Source organism: Leisingera sp. ABM4_103, assembly GCF_056158685.1.
This window is the reverse complement of sequence record NZ_JBSWTU010000005.1, coordinates 1,100,158-1,112,778: the sequence shown is the minus strand read 5'-3', so window position 1 is coordinate 1,112,778 and position 12,621 is coordinate 1,100,158. Positions and strand designations below refer to the sequence as shown.

Here is a 12,621-nt window from a genome sequence, read left to right as displayed (position 1 = left end):
GGGCGTAGCGCCGCGCTTTGCGCGGCGCTTTTCTATCTGCTGAGAAGCGGTTTAAGGGCGGAACTGCCCTTAAACGCGCGTTTTCGAGTGTTTGTGTCCATCCGCGCCTCAAGAATAAACCGAGCCTGCGGCACGGCGGCTGCGCCGTCCTTGACCCGCGGTTGGCCGGGGGGCGTGCCTCAGCTGATGCCAGCGCCTGCCGGGATGGTCGGGGGACGCGCGTTGAGTTCTTCGATGGAAAAGCCCGCAATCGACTTGTACTTGGCGGCATGGGCGGCCAGCTCCGCCTGCGGGATCACTTCGCTGATGTCCCCGAAATCTCCACCGCAGAGGTCCTCGACTTGTTGCAGCACCCCGTCCGGGCCGCCGCCTGCGCGGTTGGCCATACCCACAGCCGTGGTCACCGGACGCACTTCTGCCTCATAGGCCTGCAGAGCGCTGGCGCTGATCCCGTGGTCCAGCAGTCGCGCACCGATCACCCGCGCATCGACAATCGCCTGACTGGCGCCGTTGGAGCCCACCGGATAGGTCGGATGCGCGGCGTCGCCCATCAGGGTCACCTTGCCATCGGTCCATCGCGCCAGCGGGTCGCGGTCCACCATCGGGTATTCATAGACCACCTCCGCCCCGCGGATCAGGCCGGGCACGTCGATCCAATCGAACTGCCAGCCCGCAAAGTCCGGCAGGAAGTCCTGGATGTCCGCAGGCCGGTTCCAGTCCTCCCGCCGCCAGGGGGCGGAGGGGTCAAAGCGCTTTTCCGCGATCCAGTTCATCGTGACGAGGCCACCGGCATCCGGCTGGGAGATCGGATACGCGACCAGCCGCAGGTCGTCGTGACCGATCATCGCCATCGCCGCGCCGCCCTTGAAGGCGGGCGCGCGGGTGGTAGCCCGCCACAGGATGCGGCCGTTCCAGATGGGCGCGCCCTCATCCGGCACCATCTGCGCGCGCAGGGCAGAGTGGATCCCATCGGCTGCCACAACCAGCGAGCCTTCGATCCGCCGCCCATCAGCCAGCAGCAGCGTGGCGCCGCCGCCCGTATTCTCAAACCCTGCTGCCCGTGCTCCGGTTTCAATGCAGTTCGCCCCGGCACGCTCAGCCAGCGCGCGGTACAGCATCATCTGCAACGCCCCGCGGTGCACCGAATACTGCGGCCAGGCATAGCCCGCGCCGGTGCCGCGGGGCTCCTCCCAGATCGTTTTGCCCAGCTTGCTGTAAAACCCCAGCTGCCGGGTCTTCACGCCAATCGCATCCAGCTCCGCCTCCAGCCCCAGATCGAACAGCTCCCGCACCGCGTTGGGCTGCAGGTTGATGCCAACCCCCATCGGCTTCAGCTCCCGCGCCGCCTCAAAGATCCGGAAGGGCACCCCGATCTGATGCAGGGTCAGCCCCAGGGTCAGCCCGGCGATGCCGCCGCCGGCGATGAGAATGGACATAATAAGTATACCTCCCAATTGTGCGGGCAGAAAACCACAGCCTACTGCGCAGAACAAGAAGATACGGGGGGAGGCGGCTCAGCGCCGTCCGGCGATGATCAGATCGGGGCCGAAGATCACGTCGGCATAGTTGTGCAGGTAGATCTTCAGCCAGGGTGTGAAGCGCTCGGGATGGCGGCTCACCTCTGCCAGCAGGTCGTGGTAGTCGACCCAGCGGGTTTCCATCACCTCATCCGGGTTCGGGGTGACTTTCAGCGGGCGGTGGGCGTGCGCCAGGAACACATCAACCGCTTCATGCTCCACCAGCCCGTTGCCGACATCGGCGCGGTATTCCAGGTGGTGGCGGAACTCAGGGTAAAGCCCGGTGATCCCCAGCTCCTCCTGCATCCGCCGCACCGCGCAGGCCGAAGCCTGCTCCTCCCACATCGGATGGGTGCAGCAGGTGTTCGCCCACAGCCCCGGCGTGTGGTATTTGCCCATCGCCCGCCGCTGCATCAGGATTTCCACGCCTTTCACCACAAAGACGGAAACCGCCTTGTGCTTCAGCCCGCGCTCATGCGCGGCGAGCTTGTCAACAGGTGTCAAATCGCCGTTCACCCAGGCGGGGATCATATGGCTCATGCTGTGTCCGTGACGTGGTTCCCGACCGGCCTGCCGCAATTGCGATGGCCTGGCTCCTACCGCTAACGCCTGCCGGTTGCGAAAGCAATTACGCGAAAAGCCGCGGCGAAAATGCCGCGGCTTTGATGCAGTGTTTGCCGGAAATCCGGGCGTTATTCGGTGGCCGCTTCCGCGCTTTCCTCAGTTTCGGCACCCTCTGCCGGGGCCGGGCCGTGGCTGGCCAGGAAGGCATAGATGTCTTCGCCGCCCTTCTTCAGGCGGAAGGACATTTTCGATTTGGCTTTGGAGTCGCCGGTTTCGGCCTGCAGGAACTTCTTGGGGTCGGCGGTGAAGGCGACGAATTTCTCTTCATCCCAGACCAGGCCCGCTTCACCGGCAGCAGCCAGGTCCTTGCTGTATTTGAAGTCTTCCACGGCGCCTGCAGTGCGGCCGGCAACACCCCACAGGTTGGGGCCGGTTTTGCCGCCCTTGACGATCACGTCGCCGTCATCAGAGACGACCATGTGGCAGGACTTGCACTTGTTGAACCCCTTTTCACCCTTGGCCGGGTCGCCTTCGGCGAAGGCGGGGGCGGCGAGGAGGCCGAAAATGGCGGCAGTAACGAGAGGTTTCATATTGCTTGCTCCGGTTATGAGTTGGCACGTGTGACTCATGATCCAATAGCCGGCAGTGTCAACCGGCAGTTTGACGCGCATCAAAGTTCCGGCAGGAACCTGCGGCAATTCAAGGCGCTGACCAGCAGGGCAGCAGATCTCCGGGTTCCGGGCGCGCGTGAAAGACTGCGCGGGCAATGGCCCGGCTGAGGCACAGGGCTGCTGCATGGCACAGCGTCCCAAGCTCTGCGTCCGCAGCCTCCAGCGCCCGTGCGCCGGTGCTGGCGGCAAATACCAGATCACCGTCGCCTGGGGTGTGCGCGGGCACGATGGCGCGGCCGATGCCGTCATGGGCAGCGGTGGCCAGCCGCTGGCACTGCGCCTTGGTCAGCGCCGCATCTGTGGCGACGATGGCGATGGTGGTGTTGGCGCGCTCTGGTGGCAGCGGCGTGCCGCTCAGGTTCTGGATCGCTTCGATTTTGCGGCTGCGCAGGCCGCGGCCCAGCCCGGCGGACGTGTCCGGTCCGATCCCGCCGAACTCCTCGCCAATCTCAAAGGGCGCGGCCCAGAAATTCCGCTCCCCCGGCGTGGTGACGGCGCCCAACGGATTGGCCGCCACCAGCGCGCCCACCGTGCCGCCGCCCTCCAGCACCAGCGAGGCGGACCCCAGCCCGCCCTTCAGCATCGCCGTCAGCGCGCCGGTGCCGGCGCCCGCGGTGCCAAGTTCAAAACTCTCCGCCGCCGCCTCAAACGCCGCCCGGCCCAGGTCGCGATAGGGGTTCTGATCCCAGTTCTTGTCCCCGCCGTTCAGCAGGTCAAAGAGGATCGCGCCCGGCACCAGCGGCACCCGCGCCGGGCCGACCGGAAAACCGCGGCCCTGGCCATGCAATGCGTCCATCACGCCGGAGCAGGCGTCGAGCCCGAAGGCAGAGCCGCCCGACAGCACCAGCGCGTCGATTTTTGCCACCGACTTATCCGGCGCCAGCAGATCGGTCTCCCGCGTGCCGGGCGCGCCGCCCATCACATGCACCGACGCGGTGAAGGGGCAGTCCGATGTCAGCACCGTGGTGCCGGATTTCAGCGTGGCGTCCTGGGCGTTGCCGACAAGCAGGCCGGGGACGTCGGTGATCAGGTTTCGGGGGCCGGGGAGCATGTCGGGCGGTCCTTTTTCTGAATGAAGCGCGCTGGCGCGCGCTGCCTCCGGCGGGAGTATTTTTGGAAAGATGAAAGCCGGGGACGCTATATGCAGCGCCCGCCGTCCACTTCCATTGCAACTCCAGTGATCATGCTGGCCTCGTCCGAGCAGAGGAAGCAGGCGGCGTTGCCCATGTCCTCCGGCGTTGAAAACCGGCCGATCGGGATGGTGGACAGGAACTTGGCGCGGATTTCCGGGGTATCCTCGCCCATGAAGGATTTGAGCAGCGGGGTTTCTCCCGCCACCGGGTTGATCGCATTGACCCGCACCCCATGCGGCGCCAGTTCCACCGCCATGGTCTTGGTCGCGGTGATCATCCAGCCCTTGGAGGCGTTGTACCAGTTGAGGTTGGGACGCGGCGAGACGCCGGCGGTGGAGGCGACGTTCAGGATCGCGCCCGCCTTGTTTGCCTTCATATGCGGCACCAGGGCGCAGGCGGTCAGGTAAACAGATTTGACGTTGACGCCCAGCACCCTGTCGAAGTCGTCCTCGCTGATCTCCTCCAGCGGGGCGGGCAGATGGGTGACGCCTGCGTTGTTGACCAGAATGTCGAGGCGCCCGAAGGCGGCCAGCGCGGCCATGGCCATGGCATCGACCGAAGCGCGGTCCGAAACATCCACCGCCTGCGGGATGGCGTTGCTGCCCAGTTCTGCGGCCAGCTCTTCTGCCGCAGCGCCGTTGATATCCGCAATCATCACCCGGGCGCCCTCGGCCAGGAACTTGCGCGCAATGCCCGCGCCAAAGCCCGAGGCGCCGCCGGTCACGATGGCGGTCTTTCCGTCCAGACGCATGATTTCCCTCCCGGATTGTTTGACGCCAGCATGGGGCGCTCCGGGCGGCGGTGCAATCCCAAGTCAGTCCGGGTCGATCTTACCGCGCGTCGCTTTCAATTCGCCGCGCTGCTTCTTGGCCTCCAGCCGCCGCTTGACGGAGCCCCGGGTGGGCTTGGTGGCGATGCGCCGCTTGGGCGCGATCAGCGCCTTGCGCACCAGCTCTGCCAGCCGCTCGCGGACGATCTCGCGGTTTCTTTGCTGCGAGCGGGTTTCGTCGCATTGCAGGATGATTGCGCCTTCCTTGGTCCAGCGGCGCCCGGCCAGCCGCTTCAGCCGGTTCTTGACCGCAGGCGTCAGCGCCGGTGAGCGCTCCGCCTCGAACCGCAGCTCAACCGCGGTCGCCACCTTGTTCACATTCTGCCCGCCCGGGCCCGAGGCGCGGACAAAGCTCTCGGTCATTTCCCAGTCCTGCAGGGTGATTTGGTCGTTGATGCGGATCATGGCTCTTTATGAAACGGCGGCCGGAAAAGCGAAAGGGCTGTTCCCACACGCGGGAACAGCCCTTCGAGATGATAGGAGGTGCACCGGTTAGGTCAGCACCAATTCAGTGATCTATACGCGCCAAGGGCTGCCTCGGCCGCACTCCTTCTGAACTGTTCCGGCACTGCTCTCCATAGCTTCTCTAGACAATGGGCACCTCCTTTCTGAATGTTTCGTGTGCCCTCAGCCTGCCATAGATTCGGCCAATGTCAAAACAAAATCATGTGGTCTTTGCGGTGAGCTTACGCACGATGATGCGGAAGGGCACAAGGGCAACCAGCGCCAGCGACAGTTTCACCAGCCAATCGGCCAGGGCCAGCGAGACCCACAAGGGGCTTTCGGGGCCGGTGCCCAGCAGCGGCAGGATCTCCCCCGCCCAGGAGACATCATTGCCCGGCTCCAGCCAAGTAAGCGCGCCGGAAAACGCCACGGTGAAGAAAATCGCGGTATCCACCGAGGAGCCGATCAGGGTCGAGGCGAGCGGGGCACGCCACCATTTGCCGGTCCGCAGGGCGGAGAACACGGCCACATCCAGCATCTGGGCGGTGAGGAAGGCGAGGCCGGAGCCAAGCGCAATGCGCAGGGTGACCGCCGGGTAGGTGAAACCGTCGCCCTCCAGCATGATTTGGGTGCCGATCAGCGAGCAGATCACCCCGGCGACAAAGCCCGCCACCACCACTTTGCGCGCCGCGGCTGCACCGTAGACCCGGTTCATCACGTCGGTGACGAGAAAGGCGATGGGGTAGGTGAAGGCGCCCCAGGTCAGCCATTGGCCGAACAGGAATTGCACCAGGATATTGGAGGCCACCACCACGGCGGCCATGGCAAGGATGCCGGGAATATGCGAGCGGGTCATGTGTCGGATCCGTATGTTTCGGGGCGCGCGGGCAAGGTCCGCGGCAAAAAAAGACCGGCCCCTTTAAAATGATCCGGCCTTGAGGGCAAGGTATCCGGCGGCAGGGAGCGCTCCCGCCCGCTCGCGGTGCATTCCGGGAATGCCCCGCTCCCGGTTGGGCCGGGCGCCGCTGGCGCGGCGCGATCAGCGGGGCAGGGCGTATTCCACCAGTTCCGTCCGCTGGAGCGGCAGGAAGTTGTCATCCGACACCATGGTGGCGCGCAGCTGGCCGGCTTCATCAGCCCACACCGACAGGCCTTCCAGATTGTCGTGGGTGCCGGGGCCGGTCTGCAGCAGGATTGTTTCGTTCACCGGGCCGGCGGCGGTCATGTCCCAGCGGCGCAGGCGGCTGCGGAAGCCCAGAAAGGTCAGGTCCCGCTCCAGAAGATAGAAGCGGCCGTCGGGCCCGAAATCGGCGTCCACCGGCAGAAACCTTCCCTGCGGCGGCAGGCTGAAGGGCCGCGACCAGCGGCGGCCGTTCCAGCGCCAGACCGGGATCTGCCCGTGCTTGTCATAGGCCTTTTCCGGCAGCGTGTAGAGGCGGCCGCGGGAATCGATGGCAAGGGTTTCCAGGGATTTGTTGGGCGGCAGCTTGCGGAAGGCCTTGGGGCGCGGCAGCACCTTGGCGCGGCTTTCAGGACGGCGGTAGCGGACCACCCTCGCGGCGCCCTCAAACGAAATATAACGGCTGCCGTCGGGCGATACCGCCAGCCCCTCGCTGTCTCCGGCAAGTCCGCGCAGCACCTTGCCGGTGGAGGCCCGCAGGCCGTGCGCGCGCTGCGCGGTCACTCCGGAAATGGTGCCGTGGCGGCGCTCGATCCGTGTGGTCACCAGGGTGGCGCGGTCGCTCAGCACCGTCATCACCGTGCCGCGCTCGCTGAGCTTGAGCGCGGAAAAGCCGCCGAACCAGGGCTGGTTCAGCTTCCAGGTATAGCTGCTCAGATACCGCGCTTTGCCCGCCACGGAGGCGGCGGGACGGCTGGCGGAAAAGGCCGCGGCTGTCAGTCCGGCAGCAGCGGCCAGGGCCAGGGTCAGTTTGATTGCAGAACGGCGGCGCATTGCTTGGGCAGATCCGAAAGGGTGTAGTCACGCCGTGGTTTAGGCTTTGGCGCGTTGGGGTCAACCGGTTTCGGCGGCGGCGGGTTCAGGATGTTGTTCACCCACTGCTGCGCATCCGCGCAGCCGTCGCCCTTGGGCGGAGCGGCCTGGTCCACGCAGCCGCGGGCGCCGCGGGGGCAGGCCAGACGCACGTGGAAATGGTAATGATGCCCCCACCACGGCCGGATCTTGCGCAGCCAGCGGCGGTCGCCCTTCTCGTCGTTGCACATCTGCACCTTGGCGCCGGGAAACACGAAAATCCGCGCCACCCGCTTATCCTTGGCCGCGGCCTTGAGGATCTCGTGATGCGCCCGGCTCCAGCTGGCGTTCACATAGGCGCCTTTGGCACGGCGCATGGAGATTGAGGAAATGTTTTCGCGTGCATTACGGCTGAGGTTCAGCCGGTCGGGCGGGCGCATCCAGATGTCGATATCCAGGCCGATCTGGTGGCTGCGATGGCCCGACAGCATCGGCCCGCCGCGCGGCTGGCTGATGTCACCGATGTAAAGCCCCTTCCAGCCGCGCTGCCGGGCGGCAAAGCGGCTCAGGTCCTTGACGAAATCAATCGCGACGGGATGGCCCCAGTTGCGGTTGCGGCTCAGCCGCATGGCCTGCCAGGTGGGGCCGGTCTCCGGCAGCCGGGCGGCGCCGGCAACGCAGCCCTTGGCGTAGGAGCCGAAAGGCGCCGGCCGCTGCTGTGAGGCGGCCGGTTTGGCTCCGAACAGCGCTTTGGCGGGGGTCTGCGCGCTTGCCGGACTTATGAAACCAGCAACCGCTAAACAAAAGGCAAGTAACAGTCTCAACCCTGATCTCCTTCTCCTTGAACCCAGAATAACAGTATCAAACCGATCAGAAACAGCCCGATGACGGGGGTGATCCCCAGCCGCGCGCTGCCGGTTATTGTGGTCGCTGCGCCAATCAGCGCCGGTGCCAGAAAGGCGGTGGCGCGGCCCGAGAGCCCGTAGAGGCCAAAGCTTTCGGTTGCGTCCTTCGGGCTGGTGTGGCGCACCATCAGGCTGCGGCTGGCCGCCTGAAGAATGCCGCCGAAGCCGCCGATCAGCACGCCGCAGCCAAAGAACACCGTGTCCGGCAGGGTGGAGCCTTCTGCCAAGGGTACACCAAAGATCTGGTGCCGCGACATGGAAACGATGATCAGGCAGACAAAGGACAGGATCAGGATCGAGGCGATGATCACCGGCTTCGGCCCGAACCGCCGGTCCGCCTTGCCGCCCAGCCAGCTGAACAGCGTGGCCGCAAAGGCCGCGACAATGCCGAAGATGCCGATCTGGGTAATCTCCCAGCCCAGCACCAGCTTGGCGTAGACGCCGCCAAAGCCGTACAGCCCGTTCAGCGCATCGCGGTAGAACATCGAGGAGCCGAGGTAGCTCGCCAGGCTCAGCCGGCGGCGCAGGCCGGAGACCAGCTTGACCACCATCTGCCAGGCCTTGCCCAGCGTCGCCTTGCGCCCCGTGGCGCCGCGGTCCTTCACCCACAGGAAATAGGGGATCATGAAGACGGCAAACCAGATTGCGGTAAAGGGTCCGACGGCGCGGGTGCCCTCCTTGGCCTCCGGATCCAGGCCCAGGGCCGGGCTGAGGCCGATCAGGGTCTTGCCGCTGCCCTGCTCGACAAACAGCAGAAGCATGATGAACAGCGCGATCACCCCGCCGAGGTAGCCAAAGGCAAAGCCGGAGCCGGAGATATCCCCCACGTCCTCGCGGCTGGCCAGCGTCGGCAGCTGGGCATTGACAAAGATCAGGGCGAATTCAGCACCGATGAAGCCAAACCCGAAGCTGACCAGCATCCACCACAGGTTGCCGCCCTCGGGATCCATGTACCACAGGCCCCAGGCACCGATCAGGTACATCAGCGAAAACACCATAATCCAGGGCAGGCGGCGGCCGGTGATGTCGGCCATGGCGCCCAGGAACGGTGCCCCGAAGCCGATGATCAGCCCGGTCACGGTCAGGCACATCGACCACACGGTCTGCGCCTGCGCCTTGGCGGCCTCGCTGTCCAGTCCCTGGCCCAGGAAATGCTCGGCGGCGACGGCGGCAAAGAACGGGCTGAACACAAAGGTGACCAGCAGCGTCTGATACGGCTGGCTGGCCCAATCGAAAAACCACCACCCCCAGATCCGCTTGCGCGTGGACACCTGCTGCATACCCGGCCTCTTTTTATAGTTGCCTTCAGGTATGGCAGGCGGGCAGGGGCCTAGGCAAGCCCGTCCTGCATCGGCGGCCAGGGGCGGCCTGCATCCGCTTGGCACCAGTCCTGGATCCACCCGGGCAATTCAGGGGAGGCCTCGGTGCTTTGCCCCAGAGCCTCCAGAACTTTTTCCGGCGGAACGATACCGTTGCGGTCCGTAACGGCCGTGCGCAGCATCACATGGCTGGCGCACTCGCCGTTTTTCTTCCACATGGACTGTTCGACATAGATGAACCGGTCGTCCCAGCCGGCCGCGCGGCTGCGCATTTCAAAGCGCTCAAAACCGCGGATACGGCGGCGGTAGCGCACCGACGACCCCGCCACTGTCAGGCCCCAGCGGTTCTTCTTCAACGCGCCGATCAGCCCGGCCCGCTGCGCCAGCATAGTGCGGCCCAGGTCATACAGTGTCATGGTGCGGCCGTTGTTCAGCTCCATCCACATGTCCAGATCCCAGGGCCAGCAGATGTGGCTGGAGACATGCAAGCCGGTGATCGGCAGCCGCTCCATCCGGCTGGCCAGAACGGTATCCTTGATCAGGCGGAAAATCGGGTACATGGGCGTGCGCTCCTGTTTCGCATGTGCCCGTGATGCCACCCGTTTACAGCGCGTCAACCGCAACCTCGCGGAAGCCTTGCGTATTTCCTGCCGGCTGCTTACCTGTGTGGCTGTTCGAAAAAGGGAAATACAGATGGTCTCGCTGTTCCAAATCCTGATGCTGATCCTCGACATCGTCTGGTTCTTCATCATTGCCCATGTGATCATGAGCTGGCTGATCAACTTCCAGGTGCTGAACCTGCACCAGCAGCTGGTGGCCCAGATCTGGTACGGGCTGAACCGGATCCTGGAACCGCTCTATGCGCCGGTGCGACGCGTGATCCCCAACATGGGCGGGCTGGACCTTGCACCGCTGGTGGTGCTGGTCGCCGTTTACGCGCTGCGCATCATCCTGGTGAACAACATGGCGGCGTTCTACTGATGGACCTTCTGCCCGGCCGATAGGCCGGGCTGCGCCCGACCCTCCCCACGGGAGGGCGCATTCGCACCCTCCCAGGCTCGGGCGCAGCCCTTGGCGGTTGACCAATAGCGTCGCCGGATGGTTAAGCCCCCCTTGCTGCCCCATGCCTCCTGTGGGATTGTGCCTGCCAAGTAAGAGCAGACCACCACACTGAGGCCCCTTGCCCCCATGACAGCCCCGGCAGCCCTGACAGGCGCGTCCCCGATCCTGCGCGAGATCTTCGGCTTTGACGCCTTCCGCCCCGGCCAGGAAGAGATCGTCGACGCCGTGACCGCCGGGGAGAACGTGCTGGCGATCATGCCCACCGGCGGCGGCAAGTCGCTCTGCTACCAATTGCCCGCGCTGCTGCGCGACGGCATCACCGTGGTGATCTCCCCCCTCATTGCGCTGATGCGCGACCAGGTCCGCGCCCTGCAGGAGGCCGGCGTCACCGCAGGCGCGCTCACCTCCGGCAACACCGATGAAGAGACCGAAATGGTCTGGGAAGCGATCGAGGCCGGGCGGCTGAAACTTCTCTACATGGCGCCCGAGCGCCTCGCTTCCGGCGCCGCCATGGGGATGCTGCGCCGCATCGGCGTCAGCCTGATCGCGGTGGACGAGGCGCATTGCGTCAGCCAATGGGGCCACGACTTCCGCCCCGACTACCTTCGCATCGGCGAGCTGCGCCGCGCCCTGGACGTGCCGCTGGCCGCCTTCACTGCCACCGCGGACCAGGAAACGCAGGAAGAGATCGTCCAGAAACTGTTCGACGGCGAGGCCCCCCGCAGCTTCCTGCGTGGCTTTGACCGGCCCAATATCCACCTCGCCTTTGCCGCCAAGGACAGCCCGCGCCGCCAGATCCTGGAGTTCGCCGCTGCCCGCAAGGGCCAGTCCGGCATCGTCTACTGCGGCACCCGTGCTAAGACCGAGGCGCTGTCAGCCGCCCTGCGCGAGGCCGGCCACTCCGCCTGTTTCTACCACGGCGGCATGGAGGCCGAGGACCGCCGCATCGTCGAAACCCGCTTTGCCCGCGAAGACGGTCTGATCGTGGTCGCCACCGTCGCCTTTGGCATGGGCATCGACAAGCCCGACATCCGCTGGGTCGCCCACGCCGACCTGCCGAAATCCATCGAGGCCTATTACCAGGAAATCGGCCGCGCCGGCCGCGACGGCGCGCCTGCCGAAACCCTCACCCTGTTCGGCCCCGACGACATCCGCCTGCGCCGGTCGCAAATCGACGAGGGCCTCGCGCCGCCCGAGCGCCGCGCCGCCGACCATGCCCGGCTCAATGCTCTGCTGGGTCTCGCCGAGGCATTGCACTGCCGCCGCCAGAAGCTGCTGGGGTATTTTGGCGAGGAAGCAGAGCCCTGCGGCAATTGCGATCTCTGCGATACACCCGCCGATGTGTTCGACGGCACCACCGTGGTGCGCAAGGCCCTGTCGGCGGTTCTGCGGACAGAAGAATGGTTCGGCTCCGGCCACCTGATCGACATCCTCTTGGGTGCCGATAACGAGCGGATACGCGCCAAGCGCCATGATGAGCTGTCGGTCTACGGCTGCGGCAAGGAATTCGGCAAGCGCCAATGGCAGGCTGTGTTCCGGCAGATGATGGGCCACGACCTCTTGCGCCCGGACCCGGAACGCCACGGCGCCCTGCGCTTTACCGAGGCCGCCCTGCCTATCCTGCGCGGCGAGCAGTCCATCGAGCTGCGCCGCGACACCATCAAATCCGCCGACCGCCGCCCGGCGGTCAAGGCGCTGGTCTCCGAGGAGGACGCGCCGCTCCTCTCCGCGCTCAAGGCCAAGCGCCGGGCGCTGGCAGAGGCGCAAAAAGTACCGGCCTATGTGATCTTCCCCGACCGCACCCTCATCGAGATGGCCGAGGTTCGCCCGGAAACGCTGGACCAGATGGCCCGCATCAACGGCGTCGGCGCCAAGAAGCTGGAACGCTACGGCGATGATTTCCTGGGCGTGATCACCGGCGCCGCAGAGCAGCTGCACCCCGCACGGCGCAAGCTGGCAGGGCGCGAGGCGGGCTCGGTTTACGACGGTCTGCTGGAAGCGCAGGCGCAGCTGGCCCGCGGCGAATGCGGCACCTTGAAGCCGCTCACCTGCTCGGCGTCGCTGCTGGCGAAGGTGGCGCAGCTGCGTGCGGATGACGAGGCTGGCGTTTCGCGGCTCTTGGGGGAGCGCCGCGCCGAACGTTTCGCATCGGCGTTTCTGGACGTCCTGCGCGGCGCGGGCTAGGGTTGCGCCAAGATCATCAAG

The 12,621-nt window shown here is 65.8% G+C and carries 13 protein-coding genes; 2 read left to right on the top strand and 11 right to left on the bottom strand.

Features of this window, described 5'->3' with window-relative positions:
- Nucleotides 1-179: 179 nt before the first annotated feature.
- The 11 genes from ACXAED_RS06885 to ACXAED_RS06835 form a co-directional block, all read right to left on the bottom strand.
- Nucleotides 180-1,436, bottom strand: coding sequence for a flavin-dependent oxidoreductase (locus ACXAED_RS06885; protein ID WP_475048132.1), 1,257 nt, complete (start codon nt 1,434-1,436; stop codon nt 180-182).
- A 78-nt stretch (nt 1,437-1,514) separates the two neighbouring features.
- Nucleotides 1,515-2,057 (bottom strand): isopentenyl-diphosphate Delta-isomerase, encoded by a 543-nt coding sequence (idi, locus tag ACXAED_RS06880; protein WP_027236097.1) that lies wholly within the window; start codon nt 2,055-2,057, stop codon nt 1,515-1,517.
- A gap of 152 nt (nt 2,058-2,209) precedes the next feature.
- The gene (locus ACXAED_RS06875) at nt 2,210-2,671 is read right to left on the bottom strand and encodes a c-type cytochrome (RefSeq protein ID WP_475048129.1); all 462 of its coding nucleotides are present in this window, start codon (nt 2,669-2,671) and stop codon (nt 2,210-2,212) included.
- 109 nt (nt 2,672-2,780) lie between these two features.
- Entirely contained in the window at nt 2,781-3,803 is a 1,023-nt protein-coding gene (locus ACXAED_RS06870) for a P1 family peptidase (protein ID WP_475048126.1), read from the bottom strand.
- A gap of 86 nt (nt 3,804-3,889) precedes the next feature.
- Nucleotides 3,890-4,636 (bottom strand): SDR family oxidoreductase, encoded by a 747-nt coding sequence (locus tag ACXAED_RS06865; protein ID WP_475048123.1) that lies wholly within the window; start codon nt 4,634-4,636, stop codon nt 3,890-3,892.
- Nucleotides 4,637-4,699: 63 nt separating this feature from the next.
- A complete protein-coding gene (gene arfB / locus ACXAED_RS06860) occupies nt 4,700-5,119 on the bottom strand; it encodes an alternative ribosome rescue aminoacyl-tRNA hydrolase ArfB (protein WP_475048121.1) in 420 nt (139 codons plus the stop codon).
- Nucleotides 5,120-5,378: 259 nt separating this feature from the next.
- On the bottom strand, nt 5,379-6,014 hold the full coding sequence (locus tag ACXAED_RS06855) for a queuosine precursor transporter (RefSeq protein WP_475048118.1): 636 nt from the start codon (nt 6,012-6,014) through the stop codon (nt 5,379-5,381).
- A gap of 183 nt (nt 6,015-6,197) precedes the next feature.
- Nucleotides 6,198-7,112, bottom strand: a complete 915-nt coding sequence (locus ACXAED_RS06850) for an esterase-like activity of phytase family protein (RefSeq protein ID WP_475048116.1) — start codon at nt 7,110-7,112, stop codon at nt 6,198-6,200.
- A complete protein-coding gene (gene mepA, locus ACXAED_RS06845; protein ID WP_475048113.1) occupies nt 7,085-7,954 on the bottom strand; it encodes a penicillin-insensitive murein endopeptidase in 870 nt (289 codons plus the stop codon). Before mepA ends, ACXAED_RS06850 begins: the two co-directional genes overlap by 28 nt.
- On the bottom strand, nt 7,951-9,315 hold the full coding sequence (locus tag ACXAED_RS06840) for an MFS transporter (protein WP_475048110.1): 1,365 nt from the start codon (nt 9,313-9,315) through the stop codon (nt 7,951-7,953). Before ACXAED_RS06840 ends, mepA begins: the two co-directional genes overlap by 4 nt.
- Before the next feature lie 50 nt (nt 9,316-9,365).
- Complete coding sequence (locus ACXAED_RS06835; protein WP_475048107.1) at nt 9,366-9,914, bottom strand: acyl-CoA thioesterase; 549 nt, start codon at nt 9,912-9,914, stop codon at nt 9,366-9,368.
- Nucleotides 9,915-10,047: 133 nt separating this feature from the next.
- Here ACXAED_RS06835 and ACXAED_RS06830 point away from each other — a divergent pair, with 133 nt between their 5' ends.
- Both ACXAED_RS06830 and recQ read left to right on the top strand, forming a co-directional pair.
- Nucleotides 10,048-10,335 carry a YggT family protein gene (locus ACXAED_RS06830; protein WP_475048104.1) on the top strand — a complete coding sequence of 96 codons (288 nt, stop codon included), beginning with the start codon at nt 10,048-10,050 and terminating at the stop codon, nt 10,333-10,335.
- Between the two features lie 207 nt (nt 10,336-10,542).
- Nucleotides 10,543-12,600, top strand: coding sequence for a DNA helicase RecQ (gene recQ / locus ACXAED_RS06825; protein ID WP_475048102.1), 2,058 nt, complete (start codon nt 10,543-10,545; stop codon nt 12,598-12,600).
- The last annotated feature ends 21 nt before the right edge of the window (nt 12,601-12,621 follow it).

What these genes read in the sequence shown, in the direction of transcription:
- ACXAED_RS06830 (WP_475048104.1), top strand. Translation starts at nt 10,048, where the DNA reads ATGGTCTCGCTGTTCCAAATCCTGATGCTGATCCTCGACATCGTCTGG.
- idi (WP_027236097.1), bottom strand. Translation starts at nt 2,057, where the DNA reads ATGAGCCATATGATCCCCGCCTGGGTGAACGGCGATTTGACACCTGTT.
- recQ (WP_475048102.1), top strand. Translation starts at nt 10,543, where the DNA reads ATGACAGCCCCGGCAGCCCTGACAGGCGCGTCCCCGATCCTGCGCGAG.
- ACXAED_RS06865 (WP_475048123.1), bottom strand. Translation starts at nt 4,636, where the DNA reads ATGCGTCTGGACGGAAAGACCGCCATCGTGACCGGCGGCGCCTCGGGC.
- ACXAED_RS06855 (WP_475048118.1), bottom strand. Translation starts at nt 6,014, where the DNA reads ATGACCCGCTCGCATATTCCCGGCATCCTTGCCATGGCCGCCGTGGTG.
- ACXAED_RS06885 (WP_475048132.1), bottom strand. Translation starts at nt 1,436, where the DNA reads ATGTCCATTCTCATCGCCGGCGGCGGCATCGCCGGGCTGACCCTGGGG.
- ACXAED_RS06850 (WP_475048116.1), bottom strand. Translation starts at nt 7,112, where the DNA reads ATGCGCCGCCGTTCTGCAATCAAACTGACCCTGGCCCTGGCCGCTGCT.
- ACXAED_RS06835 (WP_475048107.1), bottom strand. Translation starts at nt 9,914, where the DNA reads ATGTACCCGATTTTCCGCCTGATCAAGGATACCGTTCTGGCCAGCCGG.
- ACXAED_RS06875 (WP_475048129.1), bottom strand. Translation starts at nt 2,671, where the DNA reads ATGAAACCTCTCGTTACTGCCGCCATTTTCGGCCTCCTCGCCGCCCCC.
- ACXAED_RS06870 (WP_475048126.1), bottom strand. Translation starts at nt 3,803, where the DNA reads ATGCTCCCCGGCCCCCGAAACCTGATCACCGACGTCCCCGGCCTGCTT.
- ACXAED_RS06840 (WP_475048110.1), bottom strand. Translation starts at nt 9,315, where the DNA reads ATGCAGCAGGTGTCCACGCGCAAGCGGATCTGGGGGTGGTGGTTTTTC.
- arfB (WP_475048121.1), bottom strand. Translation starts at nt 5,119, where the DNA reads ATGATCCGCATCAACGACCAAATCACCCTGCAGGACTGGGAAATGACC.